This is a genomic window from Marinobacter gelidimuriae (genome assembly GCF_000372805.1).
Classification (GTDB): Bacteria; Pseudomonadota; Gammaproteobacteria; order Pseudomonadales; family Oleiphilaceae; genus Marinobacter; species Marinobacter gelidimuriae.
The window spans coordinates 46,546-70,231 of the sequence record NZ_KB889941.1 but is presented as its reverse complement, the minus strand read 5'-3'; the positions used below and the strand labels follow the sequence as shown (position 1 = coordinate 70,231).

The window sequence follows — 23,686 nt, the reverse complement described above, 5'->3', positions numbered from 1 at the left end:
TTTTTACCCGCCCATAGTTTCAAGACTCAATCCGCCGCACTCATTTCTGTTTAGGCTGCCACTTGCCGCTCACGTACCAAGCCGACCAGCCAGTCGCTTTGCCGTCTTTTCCCGACATTACATACTGCTCTTTGGTTTTCCGGCTGTAGCGGATCACCGACGGATTACCCTCAGGATCGCGCTCCGGTGCTTCCATCAAATAGTTGTGCTTGGGATCAATCTCGTCGCGGTGGGGTTTAATTTCCAGTACCAGCGGCGGACGGGTTTCCCGATTCTTGGGAAACTTGCTGGCTGCCAGGAACATGCCGGACGCGCCATCACGCAACACATAGGTGTCATCCACTTTCTGGCACTGCAACTCCGGCATCGCCACCGGATCCATCTTGGGCGGTGCAGGCTCGCCACTTTTCAGCAGCTTGCGGGTGTTTTTACACTCATCATTGGTGCAGCCAAAATACTTACCGAAACGACCGGTTTTCAGCTGCATTTCGCTGCCGCACTTGTCGCAGTCCAACGTTGGGCCATCGTAACCCTTAATACGAAAACTGCCCTGTTCGACTTCATACCCGGAGCAATCCGGATTATTACCACACACGTGAAGCTTGCGGGTTTCGTCTACCAGGTAGCTGTCCATGGCCGTGCTGCACTTGGGGCAGCGGCGCTTCATCCGTAACAGGCGGCTTTCGCCCTCACCTTCCACGTCTTCTTCAGCGCTGGCCACTTCGTCACCGGTCACCAGGTTAATGGTGGTTTTACAACGTTCTTTCGGCGGTAACGAGTAACCCGAACAGCCCAGAAAAACACCGGTGCTGGCCACGCGAATTTGCATATTCCGACTACACGTAGGACACGGAATGTCTGTTTCCGTAGGCTCGTTAGGGCGCATACCGCCGTCGTCGTCATCCGCTTCAGCTACTTCCAGTTGCTGTCGGAAACGGCCATAAAAATCATTCAATACTTTTTTCCATTCCACATTGCCTTCGGCAATATGGTCCAGATCACCTTCCATCTGTGCAGTAAAGCTGTAATCCATCAGGTTACCAAAGGATTCACACAGCCTTTCAGTCACAATTTCGCCCATTTTTTCAGCGTAAAAGCGACGGTTTTGCAGGCGCACGTAACCACGGTCTTGAATGGTCGAAATAATTGAGGCGTAGGTAGAAGGCCGGCCAATACCCTGTTTTTCGAGTTCTTTAACCAGACTCGCTTCAGTGAAGCGCGGTGACGGCTTGGTGAAATGCTGGGTGGGATCGAGCTTGTCCAGGCCAAGGCTCTCGCCAACACGGATGTCTGGCAGCGCTAAATCTTCGTCTTTTTTTGACGCCTGGGGCGCCACGTTCAAAAAGCCTTCAAACTTGCTGATGCGGCCACGGGTGCGCAGCTCGTAATCGCCGTTGGACACGACGATAGACGTACTGAGAAATTCGGCGTCGGCCATTTGGCAAGCAATGAACTGGCGCCAAATGATGTCGTAAAGCTTCTCGGCGTCTTTTTCGATACCGGTAATAGCGATCGCCTTACGGGTAGCTTCGGTCGGGCGAATAGCCTCGTGAGCTTCCTGAGCGCCTTGCTTGCTGCCATAGATGCGCGGGCTGTCCGGCAGGTATTCTTTGCCAAAGGTAGACTCTACGTACTCGCGGCTGCTGTTAACGGCATCCTGGCTCAGGTTGGTGGAGTCGGTACGCATATAGGTGATGTACCCGGCTTCATACAAACGCTGGGCCAGCATCATGGTTTTCTTAACGCTGAAGCCCAGGCGGTTGCTGGCGGCCTGCTGCAACGTCGACGTTATGAAAGGAGCACCCGGGCGCGAACGGGTGGGTTTGTCTTCCCGCTTGGCCACCGCAAACTCACCCATTTTTAAACGCGTGACGTGGTCATTGCTCTGGGTTTCGTTAACCGGGCGATAGGGTTTGTCGTTGTAGCGGGTCACTTCAAAACGCACCGGCTGCTTGGCGCTTGTGGTTGCAAGGCCTGCAAACAGCTGCCAGTACTCTTCCGGCACGAACTTGCGGATTTCCCGTTCACGCTCAACAATCAGCTTCACCGCAACCGATTGCACACGGCCGGCGGACAAACCGCGGGCCAACTTGGCCCAGAGCAGCGGCGACACCATGTAACCGACTACCCGGTCCAGGAAACGCCGTGCCTGCTGGGCGTGCACCATATCGGTGTCCAGCTTGCCGGGGTCTTTGAAGGCGCCCTGAATAGCGCGCTTGGTAATTTCGTTAAACACAACGCGCCGGTATTTTTCCGGCTCGCCGCCAATGGTTTGCTGAAGGTGCCAGGCTATGGCCTCACCTTCGCGGTCCAAATCCGTTGCCAGATAGATGTGGTCGGCAGACTTGGCCAGGCGTTTCAGCTCATTAACGACCTTTTCTTTACCCGGCAAAATTTCATAGCGCGCGCTCCAGTCGTGATCCGGGTCTATACCCATGCGGGCGACCAGCTGTTCACGAGCTTTACGCTTCTTGTGCACCACCTTATCTTCAGGGCTCAATTTACGCGTGACAGCGGCCTGGCGCGCACGCTCTTTGGGGTCGCTGGTGGACCCGCTGCCGCTAACCGGAAGATCACGAATGTGCCCGACGGACGACTTAACAATGAAGTCGTCCCCCAGATACTTGTTGATGGTCTTCGCTTTCGCTGGCGACTCGACAATTACGAGACTTTTACCCATATCGGAGATCTGTATCCTTGGCGGTAAATCGGTCAGTTGTGCAGCAAACCGCAAACTCGCTGTAAAATCAGTCGGGTATAAATACAACCTTGCCGCTGACATGTATAGAATCACTGTTTTACAGGGTCAAGAATAGCAAGACAACCCATTCTTTGTTTTCCATCCGGCTTTTTTCATTCGGAGAAACAACAAGGCCCGGCGAGTTGCCGGGCCTTGTTGTTAAACGTCAGCTAGGTTCCGCAGGGAATCACAGCCGCTCCCACACCGTCGATATACCCTGGCCCAAGCCGATACACATGGTGGACACACCATATTTACCGCCGTTGGCCTGCATGATATTCAGCAGCGTGGTTGAAATGCGCGCACCAGAGCAACCTAGCGGATGGCCAAGTGCAATAGCGCCGCCGTTAAGGTTTACTTTCTGATCCACGACACCCATCAGCTTGAGGTCTTTCAACACCGGCAAGGACTGCCCGGAAAAGGCTTCGTTCAGCTCCCAAAAATCGATATCCTCGATTTTCAGGCCTGCACGCTTGAGCGCTTTCTTGGTCGCAGGTACCGGGCCATAGCCCATAATAGCCGGGTCAACGCCTGCTACCGCCATGCTCACAATCCGCGCCATAGGCTTCAGTCCAAGGGCTTGGGCACGCTCGGCTGACATCAACACCATCGCCGCTGCACCGTCGGTGAGCTGCGATGACGTACCGGCTGTTACTGTGCCGTTTTTCGGATCAAACGCCGGGCGCAATTGGCCCAATGACTCAACGGTCGTTTCCGGACGAATGGTTTCGTCGTGCTCAATCAGCACTTTGAAACCGTTCTCATCGTGCCCTTCTATAGGGACGATTTCGTTCTTGAAACGGCCCTCATCGGTGGCTTCCTGCGCCAGGCGATGGGAACGCGCTCCGAATTCGTCCTGTTGCTGACGGGTGATGCCGTGCATCTTGGCCAGCATTTCTGCGGTCAGGCCCATCATGTTGGAGGCTTTGGCCGTGTACTTGGACGCCGCCGGGTTGTGATCAAACCCGTCGGTCATACCAATGTGACCCATGTGCTCGACACCACCCACCACGAACATGTCACCGTTGCCGGTCATGATCGCCTGGGCCGCGGTGTGAATTGCACTCATGGCCGAACCACACAGACGGTTAACCGTCTGGGCACCGGCTTCGTGGGGCACTTTTGTCAGCAGGGAAATGTGGCGTGCCACATTAAAGCCCTGCTCGCGGGTCTGGTTCACACAGCCCCAAATTACATCTTCTACTTCTTTCGGGTCGAGCTTGGGGTTGCGCTCGAACAGTGCGTCGATCAGGGTTGCCGACAGGGTTTCTGCACGTACATTGCGGAAACAGCCGTTTTTGGCGCGGCCCATCGGAGTCCGCACGCAATCGATGACGACAACGTCTCTCGGATTAAGGCTCATAGTTCTTTCTCCGTTCGGAAATCTCGTTCAGGGTTAAGCAAAGAAGGTCTGGCCGTTTTTTGCCATGTCACGCAGCTTGTCGGTGGGCTGATACAGCGGCCCAAGATCTGCGTATTTGTCAGCCAGCTCCACAAACGTGTCCACGCCCATCTGGTCGATGTAGTGCAGTGCGCCACCGCGGAACGGAGGGAAGCCAATACCGTAGATCAGGCCCATATCGGCGTCAGCCGGGCTTTCTACAATGCCGTCTTCCAGGCAACGAACGGTTTCCAGACACAGCGGGATCATCATCCGCGCGATGATTTCATCGTCTTCAAACTCTTTATCACCCTGAACAACCGGCTTCAGCAGCTTGTAGGATTCGTCATCGACCACTTTTTGCTGCTTGCCCTTGCGGTCCAGCTCGTAGCGGTAAAAGCCCTTCTCATTTTTTTGGCCGTAACGCTTGTGATCAAACATCACGTCGATGGCGGTGGTGCCTTCGTGCTTCATACGATCAGGGAAGCCTTCAGCCATCACTTCACCAGCATGTTTGCCGGTGTCCATGCCGACCACATCCAGCAGATACGCCGGGCCCATGGGCCAGCCAAACTTTTCCATCACCTTATCGACTTTCTGGAAGTCGGCGCCGTCACGTACCAGTCCAATAAAGCCACCGAAGTACGGAAATAGCACCCGGTTGACCAGAAAACCCGGGCAGTCGTTAACCACTATGGGCGTTTTACCCATGGCAGTGGCATAAGCCACGGTGGTCGCAATGGCACGATCGCTGGTTTTCTTACCGCGGATAACCTCGACCAGAGGCATCATGTGCACCGGGTTAAAGAAGTGCATGCCACAGAAGTTTTCCGGGCGCTTGAGATTCTTTGCCAACAGGTCGATAGAGATGGTCGAGGTGTTAGACGTCAGAATGGTGTCTTCACGAACCTGGCCTTCAACCTCGCGCAGAACCGCATCTTTCACTTTGGGATTCTCAACAACTGCTTCAACAACCAGATCTACGTTCTTGAAATCGCCGTAGTTTAGCGCTGGGGTGATGCTGCTCAGCACGTCCGCCATCTGATCCGGTTTCATGCGCCCCTTGTCAATGCGCTTGAGCAGAAGCTTCTTGGTTTCTTTCAGGCCCAGGGCGATGCCTTCGGGATTGATGTCTTTCATGATGATGGGCGTGCCTTTAAGTGCAGACTGATACGCCACGCCGCCACCCATAATGCCTGCACCCAGAACCGCTGTCAGTTTTACATCGGCAGCGTCTTTGGCCCAGCGTTTCGCCTTGCGCTTGAGTTCCTGGTCATTCAGAAACAGGCCGATCAGACTTGCACAAACGTCCGTTTTCGCCATTTTGGCGAAGCCCTTGGCTTCTACTTCAATGGCCTTGTCGCGAGTCATACCGGCGTGCTTCTGCATCACCTTGATCGCTTCAACCGGCGCCGGGTAGTTTTTCCCGGCCTTGGCACCTACAAAAGCTTTTGAAATCTCGAACGCCATCATGCTTTCCATGACATTCAATTTTATTTTGCCTTTCTTTTCTTCGCGGCGCGCCAAATTGTCGAGCTTGCCGTTGTTCACCTGGTGAATAATGCTCAGCGCAGCGTCAACCAGCTTATCCGGTTCAACAATCGCATCGACCGCACCCACCTTGAGCGCAACGTCTGCGCGATTTTCGGTCGCACCACTGATCCACTCAACCGCGTTATCTACGCCAATCAGGCGTGACAGGCGCACGGTGCCGCCAAAGCCCGGGAAGATTCCCAACTTGGTTTCCGGTAGGCCCACTTTGGCTTTTGGTGCCATAACCCGGTAATCGGTGGCCAGGCACATTTCAAAACCGCCGCCCAACGCAATACCGTTGATGGCGGTAACCGTGGGGAATGGCAGGTCTTCAATGGCACTAAAAATTTCATTGGCGCTTAAGTTGTTGGCCACCAGTTCGTCTTCCGGGCCGGAAAACAAATCTTTAAATTCGGTGATGTCTGCGCCAACAATAAAGCTGTCTTTGGAACTGGTAACAACAAGACCCTTCAGATCCGTCCGCGACGTCAGTATGTTTGTCGCATTACGGAGCTCTTCCAGGGTAAGGCGGTTGAATTTGTTGACAGACTCGCCCTGCAAGTCAAAATTCAACTGGGCGATTCCGCCTTCGATCTCTTTAACCGTGATGGCTTTACCTTCGTAAATCATCAACTGATCTCCAGTCTGTGATTGAAACTGTTTTGCGCGCCGGTGTGCTTGCACATTCACTTGCAAGATCCCGACTGCAGATGCAGCGAACCTTTAACCACTGCGGCCGCTGCCCGATCTTCAATTCAAATTCATACAGCCGTTTGAATATCGAGGCCACACGATGAGAAAAAACCGTCCGTTTGTCAATTTCTTTCTTAACACGCCCCATCGCAGGCAACGGCAATTGTTACTGCGCTGGCTTACTCGATAGCGCTGCTAACAACGCCTAACTCAGCCTAACCCCTTTTCCGCCGGGCTTAACCATACTATCCTGTAATTAAGAGTTCTGACATTCGCAACACACGGAGTAATAAAGCCATGTCTGTTTACAAGAAGTTGCTGGTTGCCATTGATTTAACGGAAGAAGCGCCACAAGTCCTGCACAAAGCAAAAGAGATGGCTATTAGCCAAGGCGCTGAACTGATCCTGACACACGTGGTAGAGCCTGTAGGTTACGCCTATGGTGGCGATATTCCGATGGATTTGACCGAATTACAGGACCAGCTCGACAAGGCTGCCCGCGAACAGCTGACCAAGTACGGTGAAGAATACGGCATTCCCAAGGAAAATCAGGTGGTGACCGTTGGCCGCCCCGAGTCTGAAGTACACCGCTTGGTCAAAGAACACGCCATTGATCTGGTGGTTGTGGGCAGCCATGGCCGCAAAGGCTTTCAGTTGTTGCTCGGCTCTACCGCAAACGGAGTACTGCACGGCACCGAGTGCGATGTGCTGGCCATACGTATTTTTTAACACTGACCGTGATTAGCTGATTGCTTGCCGGCGAAACTCCGGCAAGCAATCGAGCTAGAAAATGACCGGACTCATTTCCCGGTCATTTCCTCCAGTTCCATCCAACGCTCCATTGCGGTCTCCAGCTCTGCTCCCACCGCCGTCAGCCGGGCCAGGGTTTCATCAACTTTCTTCGCAGAATTAGCGTAGAAGTCCGCTGAACCGATGGCGTCCTGCAGCTGTTGTTGCTCCTGCTCCAGGCGCTCAATGGTTTTCGGCAGCTGCTCCAACTCCAGTTTCAACTTATAACTGATTTTTGCCGCCGTGGGCTTGGTCCCGGACTGCGCAGCTGGCTTACTCTTGCTCTTACTTTCCGGCTTTTGCGGCTTGTCGCGCTGCCTGTCGGGCCGGCTGCCGCTTTTTTCGGCTGGAAATTGGCCGCCTTGGCGGCGCCAGTCGGTATAGCCCCCAACAAACTCGTGCACCTGGCCAGTACCGTCCAGAAACAGAGTTTCGGTGACCACGTTGTCCAGGAATTCCCTATCGTGGCTAATCACAATCACCGTGCCGCGGAATTCCGACAGCTGCTCTTCCAACAGCTCTAGAGTTTCAACATCCAGGTCGTTGGTGGGTTCGTCCAGCACCAGCACGTTGGCGGGCTTGCTGAACAGCTTGGCCAGCAGCAAGCGGGCGCGCTCGCCACCGGAGAACACACTGACAGGCGACCGTGCCCGCTCCGGGGTAAACAGGAAGTCCTGTAGATACCCCATAACATGTTTGCTCTGACCATTAATATCAATAAATTCGCGACCTTCCGACAGATTATCAATCGCATTTCGAGTTAAATCGAGTTCGCCCCGCAGCTGGTCAAAATAGGCCACTTCCAGGTTTGTGCCGCGGCGAATGCTGCCTTCAGTGGCTTCCAGGTCGCCCAGCAGCAGGCGCACCAACGTGGTTTTGCCGGTGCCGTTTTCACCCACCAGGCCGATTTTGTCACCGCGCAGAATGGTCAGGTTCATGTCGCGAATAACCGCGGGGTAACCCGGATAAGCAAAACCGGCGCCCAGAGCTTCGGCCACCAGCTTGCCGGAGCGAGCAGCGTCTTCCACCGCAAAAGTGGCCGTGCCACCGCGCACCCGGCGTTGGCGATGTTCTTCACGCATCGCTTTAAGTGCCCTCACCCGGCCCATATTCCGGGTACGGCGAGCTTTTATGCCCTGGCGAATCCAGGTTTCTTCCTGCTTCAGGCGCTTATCAAACAGGGCTGCGTGACGCTCTTCTTCTTCCAGGGCCTTTTCTTTCAGGTCCAGATAGTGATCGTAACTGGCGGCAAAGCTGACCAGTTGACCGCGATCCAGCTCCACCACCCGGGTGGCCATTCGGCGAATAAACGCACGGTCGTGGCTCACAAACAGGATGGCACCACGGAACTGGGCCAGAGCGTCTTCCAGCCAGGCAATAGCGGGCACGTCCAGGTGGTTGGTAGGCTCATCAAGCAGCAGAATATCCGGCTCGGCCACCAGCGCCCGCGCCAGCAGAACCCGGCGTTGCCAGCCACCCGACAGAGTACCCAGCGTGCGATCGGGATCTACGCCGTACTGCGCCAGCATGCTGGTGACTTTTTGATCCAGGCGCCAGCCGTCCAAAGCCTCCAGGCGCTCCTGCACCTTCATCATTTGATTCAGGCTTTTTCCGTCTGTCTGTTGGGTCAGGTGGTGGAACTCAATGAGCAGTGCGCCGGTTTCAGGAAAAGCGCCAGCAACCACATCGTAGGCGGTGCGGGTATCGCCAGAGGGCAAATTCTGTGGCAACACCGCCAGCACCGCGCCGTCTTCCAGGCGGACGATGCCGCCGTCTGGCGTTACTTCATCGTTGACGATTTTCAGCAGGGTAGACTTACCCTCGCCGTTACGGCCCAATAGGCACACCCGCTCACCGGCCTCCATCACCAATGAGGCATTATCCAGCAGCGGCTGCATTCCAAACGACAGGGAAACCCCGTCCAGCGTTAACAAAGGCACGTAGTTTATTACTCCGATTGATTCACGATAACGCAGTCACCCACGCTCAGCCGGCAAGGCGAGTCGTGAATGGCATTCATTCAGCTCCACTAGTGACGCCGTATTGGTCACCAGCAACGGATAACCGTCGGCAAAACTCACACGCCGACGTTCTGTTGCCAGATTGGTCTGCACCTGGCGAAAACTGCTATCAGGCATGAATACGAAGCGCAAAGACAGGCCACAAAAACGACTGATGGCCCCATTGGCCGCGTCACAACCCACCTGGCCCTGAACCCAATCGCGCCACACTCGCACAAACAGGTTCTCACCACTGGTTTGCAGCGCAATAGGGGTTGCCTTGGCAGGGTAATAGAAACCTCGCCATCGGCACCCAGCGAAGGCTGAACCAATGCCAGCTGTGGCAGGGTGCGCTGGGTTACAAACTGACACTCGTCGTCAACCAGCATCCAGCGCCGGTCGCCGGCCGGGCCAAATTCGTCCAGCTCAAACGAGTCCACGGCAATACCCGCAAGGGATTTGACCGGATACAGAAACAGCGAGTGCACGCGCATGAAAGTCTCCCGGCGGACAGCATGAAAAATGAAGACGGAAGAGTATAACCGAGCGCTAACGCCATTGCCCTTGTGTTTGCCCTTGTGTTTGCCCTTGTGATTGAAACGAACATAAAAAACCCGGCCTTTTACAAGACCGGGTTTTCAAATTTGGAGCGGGAAACGAGATTCGAACTCGCGACCTCAACCTTGGCAAGGTTGCGCTCTACCAACTGAGCTATTCCCGCTAATGTTATCGTAAGTTGTTGCCTGACAACGGATGCGCATTATACGGATGTTTCCTCTAGGGTCAACAAACTTACGCGAAATTTTTCAACATAATCCTCAGGATACCCGCGCTTGATCTATTAAAGCGGCGCCCTGGCCTTCAACGCTTCCAGATTAATAGTCTCTGAGCCCATGTCCTGCCAGTTATCCGGATGGCAGGTAAACAACAGGATTTGATGGCGCTGCGCCGCGTCAAACAGAATTCGCTTCATGCTGTCGAGGCGAACGCTATCGCTGTGTACCAGCGAATCATCCAGAATGATCAACGTCGGCTTGCCGGCTTCTTTCAATAAATCGGCGTAAGCCAAACGACTGATAAGGCCCATCTGCTCTCGGGCGCCAAAACTGAGCTCGGCCATCTGACCGGTTTCCCCGTCGCGGGTGAAACGGCCCGGGAGCAATTGACTGTCTACCTCCAGCTGAGCGTCGGGAAACAACACCGTAACGTAATGATTCAGGTGTTTTTGTAACGGCGCTTGCAAACGCTGAGTCAACGCCTGGCGCTTTTCCGTTAATAACTGGAGCAGCAACTGCAGCGCCTCTGCCCGGCGCTGCAGTTGCTGGCAACGGCGCCGGTTTTGCTCCAGTTCGGCCAGGCAACGGCCACGCTGCTGCTCCAGGCCTTCGGCACCCCAGATTTCCAATCGTACCCGCAGCTCCTTCAACTCAAGCTCGCGCCCTCGCTGGGCCTGCTCAAGCTGATCCGCGCTGGCTCCGAGGCGCTGAATATCCTGCTGCACTAACTCCGGCCGCGCCGCGGCAATTTGCGCCAGCATCTGCTTCAAACGCTCCTGTTGCCGCGCCTGCTCCTGCTCAACTGCGGTCAAATCGCTGTTTAACTGTGTCACTTCCTGCTGGCGTTGCTCGCTGTTCAGACTGGCGCGCAACGTGTGCCACTCGTGATCGGCGTTCTGGTAACGATGGGATGCGGCCAAAAGCGCCTTTTCGTGTTCGCTGGAGCGTTTCTCTGCTGCTGATAACCGATTTTCAGCGTCACTGCGCAGATCTTGCGCCTGAGCCAGAGCCGGTAAGCCTTTAGCCAATGTCGTAGCGGGTACCAAAGCCTCTTTTTCTGCGCAGTTACGCTCAAGCTCCGCGCTCAAGGCCTGATAGTCGCTGTCCAGACTTGCCAGACCGCCGGGCACCAACGACTGCAACAGTTCCAGCAATCGATGAACATCCGCTTGCGCACGCTCCTGAGCGACCAGCGTATGTTCTGCCGCCGCCAGGTCTGCAACGCCCAGAGCCTGTAACTGCTCACCCAAGGCCAACTGCAATTGTTCCAGCTGGCGCTGACAGCGGGCCAAATCATCGCCTCCAGGGGTAATTGTAAACTCGCCAACACCCGCAATGCGCAGGCGCGTGCTGCTCAGCAACAATTGCTCGCCCTGATGCGGCAACGTATCCTGGCCCAACTCGATCTGTTGGCCCGCCTCCAGTTGCCATTCAATTCGCGTGGCAATTGCCTGAGAACGCAGACGTGCGTCATCCAGCTGACGCTGGGTTGTACGCAGCCGATCGACGGCGGCTTTGCTGATTTGATGCCGTGCCGTCAGCGTACGGCTCTCGCCCAGGGCCTCTTGTAACTCTGCCGCCCGTGATTTGCGCTCAGACAGCTGCTGCAACTGCGTTTTTGCTCTGGCGCTGCTGTGTTCCAGTCGCTGCCGAGTTTCCAGCAGCCCGGCCTGACGCTCTACCTCCAGCGCATCGCGATATTGGCGCTGGCACTGCTCTAAAGCCGCATGCAAACCGGCTGCGGACGCTTGTACGTCATTCAGTGCCTGCTGCGCCGTGTTGTGTTCCTGCTCGCGCTGCTGCAACTGTTTGCCATCTGCCTGTACCTGCTGTTTGTTGCGCTGTAACAGTGCCGCCCGCTGCTCTACCGAGGTCAAGGCCTGGTTCAACGTTTGCTGCTGGCCCTGTAACGACTCAATATGTCGATAACGCTCCTGGGCTTCGGCAAGAGCCTGACGCACCTTTACCCAGGGTTGCTCACGGTCAATCTTGTGGAATTCGTGCGCAACCTTGGCGAGCCGGTCTACCTGATTTTGATACTGATCTATGCGGCTTTCTAACGCATCGAGCTCTTGCTGCCCAGGCAGCTCGTCAGCCAGCAATTGCTTGTATTCACCCCTTGGTACGCCGCCTGCGGTCAACAGTTCGCCAAGCTGCTGGCGTACGGTGTGAATCAACCCATCACCGCCCTCACTGACAACTTCCGATACCAGGCTGCTCAACGCCGATTGCAAATGATCGCCCGCATACACAACGGCCTGTTCAATATTCTGCCCACTGCCCTGTTCTACCCAGAGTAGCCCCGGAATACCCCAGTGCTCTTCTTTACTCGCGCCTTTTTTGGGGAACTGATAACCCAAGAGCTGAGCCAACTTTTCTTCTGCCTCCTCGCCACTGTAAGTGGTGCCCTGTATCGACAGGTCACAGCGTTTGCGCTGCAGAAAGCTCTTGTTCAACTGCCACTTCTGACCGTTATGGTGGAACACCAATTCGATGGCGGGTGCTGCGGATGAATCACCCCAAGGTCGCAAATCTTCGGCGGACTTGGAGCGATGGCGCTCAAAAAATGCCGCCCGAATGGCCCGCACCAGCGTGCTTTTACCCGCCTCATTTGGTCCGGAAATAACATTAATACCACCACTTAAGCCATTCAATAAAAACGGTTTTTTGAACCGTTTAAACTGCTCCACCCGCACACTTTCAAGTTTCATGGGTGCTCCTCCTTGCGGGCTTCAAGTAACAGGCTGGCGAGTATGGCCAGGGCATCGCGGGCAGTCTGCGCTTCTGCACCACTCTGCCGGGTTTGCAGCTGCTCAAGCACATCACCGACGTAGCCGCTGGCCTGCAATCCCGCCAGATCTTCCTCCGTGGGCGCCAGCAACAAACGGGAGCGATCGTAGGTAACGCTGCGATAACGCGCCTCAGCGCGGGACAAAGCGTCCGCCAGACGCTGCTCACCCGCCAGGGTGATACTGCCTTCCAGCTTAAGATCCAAAACGGAACTTTCAGGTAGCTCGTCAAGACGCTTCAGCAACTCATCAATATCGGTCTCTACCACCAACTTTTCTTGCCATTGATGCCAGTGATAGCGTGCCGTTTCCAGTGCTTCCACCTGCGGCAGAGCGCCAGGTTCGGACACGGTCACCAACAGTGCAAACCCCGGCTGATTATTACGGAAGCGCTCAGGCTCCGGCGTACCGCTGTACCAGGTTCTCTCATTAATCTCCTTCAGGCCGTGCCAATCACCCAACGCCAGGTAATCCAGCGCGGCGCTTGCGCTGCGATCGGCGGCAATCGGATTGGTGGCGTCAATGTCTTCCGCCAACACGCCTTGCACACTGCCGTGGGCCAGGCCCACCCGCAGCCATTGCGGCGGGGTGCTGATTGAATCAAAGGGCGCGGTCAAATCTTCGTAGGTGTGGCGCTGAGTCAAGGGCGCCGCCAATACCGCAATTTTTTGCTGCGGTAACTCTATAACGCCACTTTGTAGCGCAAGGTGCACGTTGCTCGGCACGGCGTTGATACGCTGGGCGCGGGTCCACACGCTTTCGGCCAGTGCTGCATCGTGGTTTCCCGGCAGCATTACCCAAGGCCCTTTAAAACCCGAGGTCGCGTTAAATGTGCGGCGGATGCAGCGGTCAGATACGGTTTGCGCATCAAAAACGTCGCCGGCCACCAACACGGCATCGCAGTTGTACTCCACCGCCAGTTGCGCCAGGCGCTCGATAGCGCCATAGCGCGCATCAGCCAGTGCACTGCTGTTATCGGTATCAAAGCGATTGAAATAGCGCCCTATTTGCCAGTCGGCGGTATGAAGGAACCTTGGCATAGTGATGGCCTGATTGGTGACATTAAAGGCGAAACATTAACACCAATATACCGTCTGGCGCAGCCTGTGCCACTAGAACTGTATATATAAACAGTGCTAAGCTGCTACACTTACTGATCGCTGCATTCGCCTTGGTCAGGTTTTTTTCATTTTAAAACAGTCGATACCGGTTTAAACACCCGGCAAGGAGACGTATATGGGCGTACAAACGCTTTACTTCAGCGACCGTGATGGCAAGGAGAAAGCAATGGCTGATCCCAACAATCTGCTGTTCACTTCTAAAAAAGAAGCAGATGAACGCGATAAAATGCTGGAGTTTTCTGACGAATTGCGGGTATTTCTGGAGCGCAGGGTAGAAGGCATCGGCGAGCAGATGGCTGAGCAATGTGCGCTGGTACTGGCGCAAGAACGGGAGCTGCTGGCGCGGGCGCTGAAAAAACCCGAGCTGCTAAACCAGACGGCAGCCACCCCCGACCAGTAAGGTAATTTTAGCGAATCAGTATTCCAGCCCCAGAGCAAACTGGCCCAACGGCACGGGTCTGGAATACAAAAACCCCTGCAGCAAATCGCAATCACTGGCCGTCAGGTAGTTTTGCTGCTCAACCGTTTCTATGCCCTCGGCCACTACCAACAGGCCAAGATGGTGCGCCATGGTAATCACCCCTTGTACAATCGCGGCACTGCCCCGATCGGTTGTGACATCGATGATGAAACTGCGGTCCAGCTTTACCTTGGTAATGGGTAGCTGGCGCAAATAGCTCAAGCTGGAAAAACCGGTACCAAAATCATCAATAGCCACCTGAACTCCCAGGTCACGAAGACTCTTGAGCATGGAGATGGCCTTATCGATGCCAGAAAGCAGCACGCCCTCCGTCACTTCCAGCTCCAGCAATTCCGGCGGTAGAGGCTGCACCATGGTTCCAGCAAAAGGTATTGCCGCCCTGGCGTTTGGCTTCGCGCACTGCCAGGGCGGCATTGTCCAAGAGTTCTTTTGGTTGTTCGACTGAACCGTCGTCTGACGCAATGCCAATACTGGCGCTGATACTCAAGCGCTGGCCTTCTATGTCATAGGCTTCCGCAAGGCGAGTCAACATTCGACTGACAAGCATCTTCACTTCGGCCTCGGTTTTCAGGGCCGGCCGCATAACAACAAATTCGTCTGCCGCCAAGCGGGTGACTCATCATCGTTGGCTAACAAATTGCGCAGTGGTGATTGCTTGATGCATAGCGTCCCTATTGAGGAAAGTCCGTTACTTACAGAACCGGTAATACCAACGTTATAAACTTACTGGCCGAAACGTTTTCCATTGAACAAATAGTCGCTCTCTTCTTTTGTGTTGGTTCGCCCCAATGCTTTATTGCGATGCGGAAAACGACGGAAGCGCGTGATTATTGCCTGGTGTTCAAGGGCTGATTGCAAAAAGCTGCCTATAAACTCCTTTAACAAGCCGCTGGTAGATGCTGACAGCTGTTCATAACACTCTATCGCAAGTGACTGATCTTCTTGGCGTTCGGAGTGCTGCAAGGGCATATAAAAAAATCCCCGCTGAATGGCCGGTAACGACACGTCAAAACCTTTATTCATACCCTGCTTACACAACTTTCGAGCCAGAATGTCCTGCTCAAATGCCAAAGCACCACCGCGAAAAATATTGCGCGAAAACTGGTCAAGCAGCAGAATTTCAGCGAGTACGCCGCCAGCCTTTTTCTGCCAGTGGTCAAGACCCTGCTCCGAGGCAAATAAGACCAGCGACAAAAAACGCCTACGGACTTCCTGATCGAACTTTCGGTTACTCAGAAACCAGCGGTTGCGATGAGCCGAGTCAGGCAGCCCATTTTTGTCTAACTCACCAAACCAGAAATCCAGAATGTCTTTCCAATCGAACATTCACTATTACCCTGTTAAGGTTGCGGCCATATTACCTGTCTTTACGCCAGTGTACGTGGGAAACAGGGCAACAGACACCCTTCAACACTAGGGGGTCTTCGACGCAAGGAATGAAAACACCATGAGCAGACACATATTGCTGACCGGTGGCACCGGTTTTATCGGGCGGATTCTATGCCGCGAATTACTGGCAAACGGAGACCAGATTACGGTTTTAAGCCGCCAGAGCGCAGCTGATGTGCGCGCTGTATGCGGTCGAGTTGAAGTGCTGCCGGATTTGGCCAAACTGCAGGGCCATAAAGGCTTTGACGCCATTATCAACCTGGCAGGCGAAGGCATTGCTGATAAGCGCTGGAGCGAGACGCGCAAACAAGCAATTCGCGACAGCCGTATCGAACTTACGCAACAACTGGTAGAGGTGGTAAAAACCTGGCTGCAGCCGCCGCAGGTTATGGTGTCTGGGTCCGCTGTTGGTTTTTACGGCGCCCAGGGTGGCCTTGAGGTAACCGAAGCAACACTTCCACACAGCGAATTCACCCATCGCCTTTGCAGTGACTGGGAACAGGCCGCCATGGAACTCACTGACATGGATGTGCGCGTTTGCCTGTCGCGAACCGGAATCGTGGTGGGCCCCAACGGCGGCTTTTTACAACGCATGATTCTGCCGTTCAAACTCGGTGTGGGTGGCAAGCTTGGCAGTGGTGAGCAGTATATGCCTTGGGTACACCGGCAGGATGTTGTAGGGGCTTTGCTGTGGATGCTGAATACCGAGACCGCATCGAGCGCATACAACGTTGTCAGCCCATCTCCGGTGACCAATGCAACATTTACAAAAACCTTGGGTAGTGTGCTCCATCGCCCCACGATTCTGCCGGCACCCGCCGTGGCCTTAAAGCTGGCGCTCGGCGAAATGTCCGGACTGCTGCTGACCGGCCAGCGCGCAATTCCCGCCAGACTTCAGGCTGAGGGTTTCGAATTCCGTTTTACGGATCTGGAGCCTGCACTAAAGGATGCGATCGCAAACTGAATAATAGCGGCAGAAAGTGTTGACACGGGCAAGGTCGCCTCATACTATATGCGCCACCTCAATGAGGCAAGTAGTTGCATATGTTGCGTCCCCTTCGTCTAGTGGCCCAGGACTTCGCCCTTTCACGGCGGCAACAGGGGTTCGAACCCCCTAGGGGACGCCAATTCGCTCTTCCTATTTTGCCTTGTTCTGGAATATAAAAAATCTCCGCAAACTGCCTAAGTTTCCGGAGATTTTTTATACAACTCGTCTTAATTTTCTCTTGTCAGGTCTCGTGACCTTAATCAAACTGGCTTGTCGGCCTTCTTCCCCTCGACTTTGATAACGTCAGGACCATGGGCTTTTTGATCGCGCATAATAAAGACCCCAAACCCTACAAAGAATGCCACCATCAGCAGCACAGTTACGATTCCAGCGATAACAACAGTGTCCAGATACATGGCAAATCTCCTAAATTCTCGTGTTTCGATCTGAATTCAGGTTACGACTTGCCGCATACCCCCGTGTTGATCTACATCAAGCCCTATAGCGGCTTAAAAAAATAAGCCGTTGCATATATTCCAACTTTCATTTTTCTTCCTTTTAACCCCGACCAATACAAGACAACGCGAAACTTTGGCTGCTATAGTCCATTATGACCTTTCGCTAGATTCTGACCACTTGCGGGCAACTGATCCTTGATATGACAACATTTTTTAGGCGCCTGAACCTGCTTCGTCAGCGCTCGCTGCTGTCTTTGCGTTTACTGGCCTGGGTCTTGATATTCAGCCTGGTATTTACATTCATCTCTTCTGCCATTCAACTTTACTCAGACTACCGCAAAGAGCTTACGCAAATTACAGCACGCATGCAGGCCGTCGAATCCAGCGACAGCTCCGAGCTGGCGCGAAGCCTGTGGGCACTGGATCAGAAGCTTTTGCAAATCCAGCTGGAAGGAATTCTCAGCCTCCCGGATATTGTGCACTTACGGCTTGCGATTGAGCCCAGCTCTGAATTGGTGATTGGTGAAATTCCCCGCGACGTTGCCACCATCGTTCACAGCTTTGAGCTAGTTCATGGTGAGGGCGGCGAGTTCAAGCTGGGGCGACTTACCATTACCGCTGACCTTGCGCGGGTGAATCAGGACATGAACAGACGGGTGGGCATTATTCTCGCCACCCAGTCGAAGCCGCCAGGCGCATTTCCAGCTGCCTGCGCGGCACCAGCACAGTCGCTCGCCTGGGCGGCGATGAATTTCTGGTGATTCTGCCGGGGCTGCAAAGCGCCGAGGCGTCGTCTCAAGTAGCCGAACGCATACTCGAAACTTTTTCAATGCCCTACCAATTAAACAGTCACGAGGTGTACGTCACCACCAGCATCGGTATTGCGGCGTTCCCAGCAGATTCTGACAACAGCGGCGCGCTCTGCAGCAAGAAGAATTCGAGTTAGTTTACCAACCCATTGTAAACACCGCTAACGGCAACCTGCTGGCGGCAGAGGCTTTACTGCGCTGGAACAATCCGGAAATTGGCCAGGTCATGCCCGACCGCTTCATTCCGCTGGCCGAGGAGACCGGGCTTATAACGGCTATTGGTGAATGGGTAATTCTACAGGCCTGCCAAGCTGCCATGACCTGGAAAAACCAACTGGGTCGCGATGTTGGAATTTCGGTGATGGACGCATTGTCTACCACCGGCCTGGCTGCCGAGTTTCTGGACCTGGAAATTACCGAGCGCCTCATTCTGGACAACTCGATTGAGACCGCCCAGATTTTACGGGAGCTTGACGAGCACGGCGTGCGCCTGTCGGTAGACGATTTTGGCACCGGCTATTCCGCCCTCAGTTACTTGAAAAGCTACCCGTTTGATACACTCAAGATTGATAAATCGTTTGTACAAGACGTTCTCAAAGACCCGGATGACGCAGCGCTTGTCAGCGTAATCATCAATATGGCGCACAGCATGGGGCTCAGACTGATCGCAGAAGGCGTTGAAGAGGAAGAACAGGTCCAATTTCTTCAAAAGGCAGGTTGCGATTGCGCCCAAGGCTACCTTTACAGCCGACCACTACCCGCTATTGAATTCAGTCAGTGGCTGGATTCGTACACAGGCCATTAAAGAATCTGACAAACCGGAAATCCAGAATTATGCAAAACACATTGTTAGTGGTGAACTGCGGTAGTTCATCGCTAAAAATTGCGCTTTTTGACAAAGATCGACAAAAGATTGCCTCGATGCTGGCAGGACGACTGAACACTCCCAATGCCCGCTTTCGCATTGGAAAGCAACGCGACGTCACCATGCTGCCTCCCAACACCACGCACCGGGAAGCCCTGGCCGTGCTGGTGGATATAGCGCAGAAAAAGGGCCTGATGCCGAAACAACCGGCGGCTATTGGCCACAGGGTTGTTCATGGTGGTGAAACATTTCGCGAAGCGGTACTGATCGACGACGAAGTACTGGCCGCCATAGAGGCCTGTAATTCGCTGGCTCCACTGCACAACCCGGTTAACCTTGAAGGCATTATGGCAACCCGCGAGCTGTTTCCGTTGGTGCCTCAGGTGGCGGTGTTTGACACAGCCTTCCACCAGACCCTGCCGGAACAGGCATTCCATTACGCACTGCCACAGCACTACTACCGTGACTGGGGTATACGCCGCTACGGTTTCCACGGCACCAGCCACGCTTACATGCTGCAACAGGCAGCTCTCCGCCTGGAACAATCCACGGCTGAGACCTCCATTATTTCTGCGCATCTGGGCAACGGCTGCAGCATTACCGCCATACGCGATGGCAAAAGCGTTGATACCAGCATGGGTCTGACACCTCTTGAAGGGCTGGTAATGGGTACCCGAAGTGGGGATGTCGATCCCGGACTGTTTGATTACTTGCAGAGCAAAGGCGTGAACGCCGAGCAACTGCACAACGAACTCAACCACAGCAGTGGTCTTCTGGGGCTGTCGGGGCAAACCAACGACATGCGCACCCTGAGCGACCTGGCGGATCAGGGCGACCAGCCAGCGCAACTGGCCATCGATGTGTTCTGCTTCCGCCTGGCCAAATATGTCGCGGCCATGATGGCATCGCTGAACCGGCTTGACGCCCTGGTGTTCACCGGTGGCATTGGCCAAAACAGCGCCCGCGTACGCCAGCAGACCGTCAAACACCTGGCGCTGCTTGGGTTCGCCATTGATGAGCACAATAACGATGATAACGGCCTGAATCGTGATGGCCGAATTGACTGTAAAGAATCGCGCTTCCCAATACTGGTGATTGCTACCGACGAAGAACGGGTCATCGCGGGCGAAGCAGCACGCCTGGCAAAACTCAACTAACCGATTTGTACAACGCTAGCGGCGGAATTTTTAACTATGGCAAAAAGTCTTTTTATTGCACCAACCTCCACAGATTCCGGCCTGACGTCTGTGTGCCTGGGCCTGTTGCGAGCACTTGAGCGGGTGGGTGTCAGCGTTGGTTTTTATAAGCCGTTTTGCCAGGTGGTGCACCAAGCCGATGCGACCCACAATAATGGCAAAGACTCTTCCGTTGAGTTTGTGCGCACGCACAGCCATCTTCAGCCACCGACACCAATTACCCTGAAAGAAGCACAGCACGCGCTCAATCACAACAAATCTGACTTGTTGCTTGAGCGTGTGGTGGGTGAGTACCAGAAAGTGGCGTGCACGGTCGACGTGGTGATTATAGAGGGTCTGGAACCCGGCCAGGATGGCACCTACATTACCCGTCTGAACGCCGAAGTCGCGCGGAACCTGGGTTCTGAAATCATTTTGCTAACGTCACCTAGAGGCTGTGACCCCGTCGAGCTGGACGAACAACTTGGTTTTTCTGCACGACTGTTTTCGGGGCAGAATGAAGCTGACGTTTTGGGCGTCATTCTTAACAAAATCGGTGCGCCAAAAGAACGCAACATGCCCGGCATGACGACCCTCACCGCGACACCGTCTGAAGATTACCGCAACAAATGCAAAGTGTTTAGTAGCGGGCAGTATCGGTTGTTAGCCGAAATACCTTGGGAACCAAGCCTGCTGGCACCGCGGGTTTCAGATATAGCGCGCGAACTGAAGGTAAACGTACTACACGAGGGCCAGATGCAGGCCCGCCGGGTGCACCGTGTTTCTGTTTGCGCCCGCACCATCCGCAATATGACCGAAATCCTCAAGTCCGGCACCCTTTTGGTGACTCCCGGAGACCGGGAGGATATCGTTGTGGCCGCCGCAGTAGCGGCCCTGAATGGCGTGCCCATGGCCGGTATTCTGCTCACCGGCGGTCTAATACCAGACCAGAGGGTGATCGAATTGTGTCGCCGGGCCATGGAAACCGGCATGCCGGTTCTTAGCACCACCACCAACACCTACGAAACTGCCCACCTGCTGGCCGGCCTGTCGAGGTCTATCCCTATCGACGATCCGGAGCGGATCGACACCGCCATGAACCTGATCGCGCCGCGTATTGATACCGACTGGCTGCAGGAACACCTTAAGGTGCCGCGCCAGACCCGTATGTCGCCACCGGCGTTTCGCCACCAGCTTTCTGAGCGCGCCCGTGCTGCCAACAAGCGCATTGTTTTACCAGAAGGCCACGAGCCGCGCACAGTACAGGCAGCCATCATCTGCCATCAGCGCCAGCTTGCGCGCTGCGCGCTGATCGGCAGCGCCACCGAGATACGTTCCGTAGCGGCTTCCCTGGGTCTGGAATTACCACCCGATCTGGAAATTATCGAGCCGTCTGCGGTGCGCAAGCGCTACGTGGCGCCCATGGTGGAATTGCGGAAACACAAAGGCATTTCAGCCGAAGTGGCGGAAAGCATGCTCGAAGACAATGTGGTTTTGGGCACCATGATGGTCGCGCTGGAAAAAGCCGACGGCCTGGTGTCCGGTGCCATCCACACCACCGCCAACACCGTGCGCCCTGCCCTGCAGCTGATCAAGACCCACGACAACGCCAAAGTGGTGTCGTCGGTATTTTTCATGCTGTTACCGCAGCAGGTTGTGGTTTACGGAGACTGCGCCATAAATCCGGACCCCAACCCGGAGCAGCTGGCAGACATTGCCATCCAGAGCGCCCAATCAGCCGAAGCATTCGGCATCGAGCCACGCGTGGCGATGATCAGCTACAGCACTGGAGAGTCTGGCAGCGGTCGGGATGTGGATAAGGTACGCGAAGCTACCCGGCTAGCGCGCGAAAGGCGCCCGGACCTGCTGATTGACGGCCCCCTGCAATACGACGCCGCCGCCATTGAAAGCGTGGGCCTTAGCAAAGCACCCAATAGCCAGGTAGCCGGCCGCGCAACTGTGTTTGTATTTCCCGACCTGAATACCGGCAACACCACATACAAAGCGGTGCAGCGAAGCGCTAACGTGGTCAGCATTGGGCCTATGCTGCAGGGCCTGCGTAAACCGGTGAACGACCTATCACGGGGAGCACTGGTGGAGGACATCGTATTCACCATCGCCATAACCGCTGTTCAGGCCAAGCAAGTGGAAGACGCCAGCAAAGCCTGATCTTGCCCGGCCTTACGGTCTTACATAGCCAACGCCCATAAAAAAACCGGCCCGTTATTGTTCATAACGGGCCGGTTTTTTTAGCGCTTAAGGCTTTTCTACCTATCAGCGCTTCAGGCTCTTCTGCCGCGCTTTTTTGGGCTTGCCGCCGCCCTTCTTTTCATCGTTGTCTTTTTTGACTTTTTGCCGCGGCGTCATCCGGTTCACTTTATGAGCAAACGGGTTTTCACTGGAACGGAACTCGAATCGGATCGGCGTGCCGGTTACCGCTAACACCTTGCGGAAGCTATTCTCCAGGTAACGTTTGTAAGCACCGGGCAAAGAGTCTGTCTGATTGCCGTGTACCACAATCGTCGGCGGATTAGAGCCACCCTGGTGGGCGTAGCGCAGCTTGATACGACGACCATGAACCATGGGCGGCTGATGTTGGGCAATCGCGTCTTCCAAAATCGTGGTCAGACGATTGGTTGGCCATTTTGCCATAGCCGACTCGTAGCAGGCGTTGACCGACTCGTACATCACACCCACGCCGGACCCGTGCAACGCAGAAATGTAATGCTTGTCGGCATAGTCCAGAAAGTCCAAACGCCGACGAATCTGTTCCTTTACTTTGTCACGGTCTTCGCCGTTCATGCCATCCCATTTATTGATAGCAATCACCAACGAACGGCCAGCACTTAGCACGAAGCCCATAAGATGCATGTCTTGGTCGACCAACCCCTCGCGGGCGTCAATCACCAAAATCACCACGTGGGCGTCGTCTATGGCCTGCAAGGTTTTGATGATCGAGAACTTCTCTACCACCTCTCGCACATTTTTGCGTCGCCGCACACCGGCGGTATCAATCAGGGTGTATTCCTGGCCCATGCGCTCATAGGGAATATAAATGCTGTCGCGGGTGGTACCCGGCAGATCGTAAACTACGACGCGCTCTTCACCGAGCATGCGGTTTACAAGGGTCGATTTGCCCACGTTGGGGCGGCCAACAATACCGATGCGAATGCCGGGGTGATTATGCGCTCCGTCTATATCTGCATCTTCCTCCGGCGTCGGCAGCAAAATTTCCAACATAGATCGAACGCCGCGATTGTGGGATGCGGCAATGCGAAATTGGGATTGAAAACCCAGTGCATAAAAATCGGATGCTACCAGGTTTGGATCCTGGCCATCGGTTTTGTTAATCACCAGGTGCGCGTGCTTGCCCGATCGGCGCAGCTGATCAGCAAGTACCCGATCACCAGGCATTACACCAGCGCGGCCGTCCACAATAAACAGAACGATGTCGGCTTCTTCAACCGCCTGCAAAGACTGCTTGGCCATCGCGGTGTCAAGCCCGAGCTCGTCGCCCATCAAACCGCCGGTATCGATGACAATAAAACGCTGATTTTCGTAATTGCCTTCACCGTATTTACGGTCGCGGGTCAGTCCCGGAAAATCGGCGACCAGTGCATCCCGCGAACGGGTCATCTGGTTAAACAGTGTGGACTTGCCCACGTTGGGGCGGCCCACCAGGGCAATGACTAAATTCAT

The 23,686-nt window shown here is 54.8% G+C and carries 19 protein-coding genes, 2 tRNA genes and 1 pseudogene; 9 read left to right on the top strand and 13 right to left on the bottom strand.

What is annotated here, in order from left to right:
* Positions 1-40 precede the first annotated feature (40 nt).
* The 3 genes from topA to fadB form a co-directional block, all read right to left on the bottom strand.
* A complete protein-coding gene (topA, locus tag A3OI_RS0117575; protein WP_018405529.1) occupies positions 41-2,680 on the bottom strand; it encodes a type I DNA topoisomerase in 2,640 nt (879 codons plus the stop codon).
* Between the two features lie 247 nt (positions 2,681-2,927).
* The gene (fadA, locus tag A3OI_RS0117570; RefSeq protein WP_026224284.1) at positions 2,928-4,103 is read right to left on the bottom strand and encodes an acetyl-CoA C-acyltransferase FadA; all 1,176 of its coding nucleotides are present in this window, start codon (positions 4,101-4,103) and stop codon (positions 2,928-2,930) included.
* Between the two features lie 33 nt (positions 4,104-4,136).
* Positions 4,137-6,284, bottom strand: coding sequence for a fatty acid oxidation complex subunit alpha FadB (gene fadB / locus A3OI_RS0117565; RefSeq protein WP_018405527.1), 2,148 nt, complete (start codon positions 6,282-6,284; stop codon positions 4,137-4,139).
* Positions 6,285-6,644: 360 nt separating this feature from the next.
* On the opposite strand from fadB, the gene A3OI_RS0117560 reads away from it, so the two are divergent.
* Positions 6,645-7,076, top strand: a complete 432-nt coding sequence (locus tag A3OI_RS0117560; protein ID WP_018405526.1) for a universal stress protein — start codon at positions 6,645-6,647, stop codon at positions 7,074-7,076.
* A 71-nt stretch (positions 7,077-7,147) separates the two neighbouring features.
* Here A3OI_RS0117560 and A3OI_RS0117555 read toward each other — a convergent pair whose 3' ends face one another.
* From A3OI_RS0117555 to A3OI_RS0117535, 5 genes are all read right to left on the bottom strand, one after another.
* Positions 7,148-9,076 carry an ATP-binding cassette domain-containing protein gene (locus tag A3OI_RS0117555; RefSeq protein WP_018405525.1) on the bottom strand — a complete coding sequence of 643 codons (1,929 nt, stop codon included), beginning with the start codon at positions 9,074-9,076 and terminating at the stop codon, positions 7,148-7,150.
* A 137-nt stretch (positions 9,077-9,213) separates the two neighbouring features.
* A complete protein-coding gene (locus A3OI_RS0117550) occupies positions 9,214-9,630 on the bottom strand; it encodes an MOSC N-terminal beta barrel domain-containing protein (protein ID WP_026224283.1) in 417 nt (138 codons plus the stop codon).
* Positions 9,631-9,781: 151 nt separating this feature from the next.
* Positions 9,782-9,857 (bottom strand) — tRNA-Gly (locus tag A3OI_RS0117545).
* 120 nt (positions 9,858-9,977) lie between these two features.
* Positions 9,978-12,623, bottom strand: a complete 2,646-nt coding sequence (locus A3OI_RS0117540) for an AAA family ATPase (protein ID WP_018405524.1) — start codon at positions 12,621-12,623, stop codon at positions 9,978-9,980.
* Positions 12,620-13,741 carry a metallophosphoesterase family protein gene (locus A3OI_RS0117535; RefSeq protein ID WP_018405523.1) on the bottom strand — a complete coding sequence of 374 codons (1,122 nt, stop codon included), beginning with the start codon at positions 13,739-13,741 and terminating at the stop codon, positions 12,620-12,622. Before A3OI_RS0117535 ends, A3OI_RS0117540 begins: the two co-directional genes overlap by 4 nt.
* A gap of 196 nt (positions 13,742-13,937) precedes the next feature.
* Here A3OI_RS0117535 and A3OI_RS0117530 point away from each other — a divergent pair, with 196 nt between their 5' ends.
* Positions 13,938-14,222 (top strand): YebG family protein, encoded by a 285-nt coding sequence (locus A3OI_RS0117530; protein WP_007351943.1) that lies wholly within the window; start codon positions 13,938-13,940, stop codon positions 14,220-14,222.
* A gap of 15 nt (positions 14,223-14,237) precedes the next feature.
* Here the strand turns inward: A3OI_RS0117530 and A3OI_RS24140 are convergent, their stop codons facing one another.
* The 3 genes from A3OI_RS24140 to A3OI_RS0117515 form a co-directional block, all read right to left on the bottom strand.
* On the bottom strand, positions 14,238-14,657 hold the full coding sequence (locus A3OI_RS24140; protein ID WP_228703029.1) for an EAL domain-containing protein: 420 nt from the start codon (positions 14,655-14,657) through the stop codon (positions 14,238-14,240).
* Positions 14,584-14,910, bottom strand: a complete 327-nt coding sequence (locus A3OI_RS24135; protein WP_018405521.1) for a diguanylate cyclase domain-containing protein — start codon at positions 14,908-14,910, stop codon at positions 14,584-14,586. Before A3OI_RS24135 ends, A3OI_RS24140 begins: the two co-directional genes overlap by 74 nt.
* Before the next feature lie 116 nt (positions 14,911-15,026).
* Positions 15,027-15,629: a DUF924 family protein gene (locus A3OI_RS0117515; protein ID WP_018405520.1), complete on the bottom strand. Its 603-nt coding sequence runs from the start codon at positions 15,627-15,629 to the stop codon at positions 15,027-15,029.
* Positions 15,630-15,750: 121 nt separating this feature from the next.
* Between A3OI_RS0117515 and A3OI_RS0117510 the strand changes: the two genes are divergently transcribed.
* The gene (locus A3OI_RS0117510; protein WP_018405519.1) at positions 15,751-16,656 is read left to right on the top strand and encodes a TIGR01777 family oxidoreductase; all 906 of its coding nucleotides are present in this window, start codon (positions 15,751-15,753) and stop codon (positions 16,654-16,656) included.
* Positions 16,657-16,743: 87 nt separating this feature from the next.
* A tRNA-Glu gene (locus tag A3OI_RS0117505) sits at positions 16,744-16,819 on the top strand.
* Between the two features lie 166 nt (positions 16,820-16,985).
* Here A3OI_RS0117505 and ccoM read toward each other — a convergent pair.
* A pseudogene (ccoM, locus tag A3OI_RS24510) lies at positions 16,986-17,096 on the bottom strand (cytochrome c oxidase subunit CcoM); the annotation flags it as partial.
* Positions 17,097-17,338: 242 nt separating this feature from the next.
* Between ccoM and A3OI_RS24755 the strand changes: the two are divergent.
* From A3OI_RS24755 to pta, 5 genes are read left to right on the top strand one after another with little or no spacing between them, the layout of a single operon-like run.
* Positions 17,339-17,899 carry a hypothetical protein gene (locus A3OI_RS24755; protein ID WP_026224282.1) on the top strand — a complete coding sequence of 187 codons (561 nt, stop codon included), beginning with the start codon at positions 17,339-17,341 and terminating at the stop codon, positions 17,897-17,899.
* Complete coding sequence (locus A3OI_RS24750) at positions 17,836-18,084, top strand: diguanylate cyclase domain-containing protein (RefSeq protein WP_407635534.1); 249 nt, start codon at positions 17,836-17,838, stop codon at positions 18,082-18,084. The genes A3OI_RS24755 and A3OI_RS24750 overlap by 64 nt, the downstream gene beginning before the upstream one ends.
* On the top strand, positions 18,060-18,752 hold the full coding sequence (locus A3OI_RS24745) for a putative bifunctional diguanylate cyclase/phosphodiesterase (RefSeq protein WP_407635533.1): 693 nt from the start codon (positions 18,060-18,062) through the stop codon (positions 18,750-18,752). The genes A3OI_RS24750 and A3OI_RS24745 overlap by 25 nt, the downstream gene beginning before the upstream one ends.
* 29 nt (positions 18,753-18,781) lie before the next feature.
* On the top strand, positions 18,782-19,969 hold the full coding sequence (locus tag A3OI_RS0117480) for an acetate/propionate family kinase (protein ID WP_018405518.1): 1,188 nt from the start codon (positions 18,782-18,784) through the stop codon (positions 19,967-19,969).
* Between the two features lie 36 nt (positions 19,970-20,005).
* Entirely contained in the window at positions 20,006-22,156 is a 2,151-nt protein-coding gene (pta, locus tag A3OI_RS0117475; protein WP_018405517.1) for a phosphate acetyltransferase, read from the top strand.
* 105 nt (positions 22,157-22,261) lie between these two features.
* On the opposite strand, the gene der is transcribed toward pta, so the two are convergent.
* Entirely contained in the window at positions 22,262-23,686 is a 1,425-nt protein-coding gene (gene der / locus A3OI_RS0117470) for a ribosome biogenesis GTPase Der (RefSeq protein WP_018405516.1), read from the bottom strand.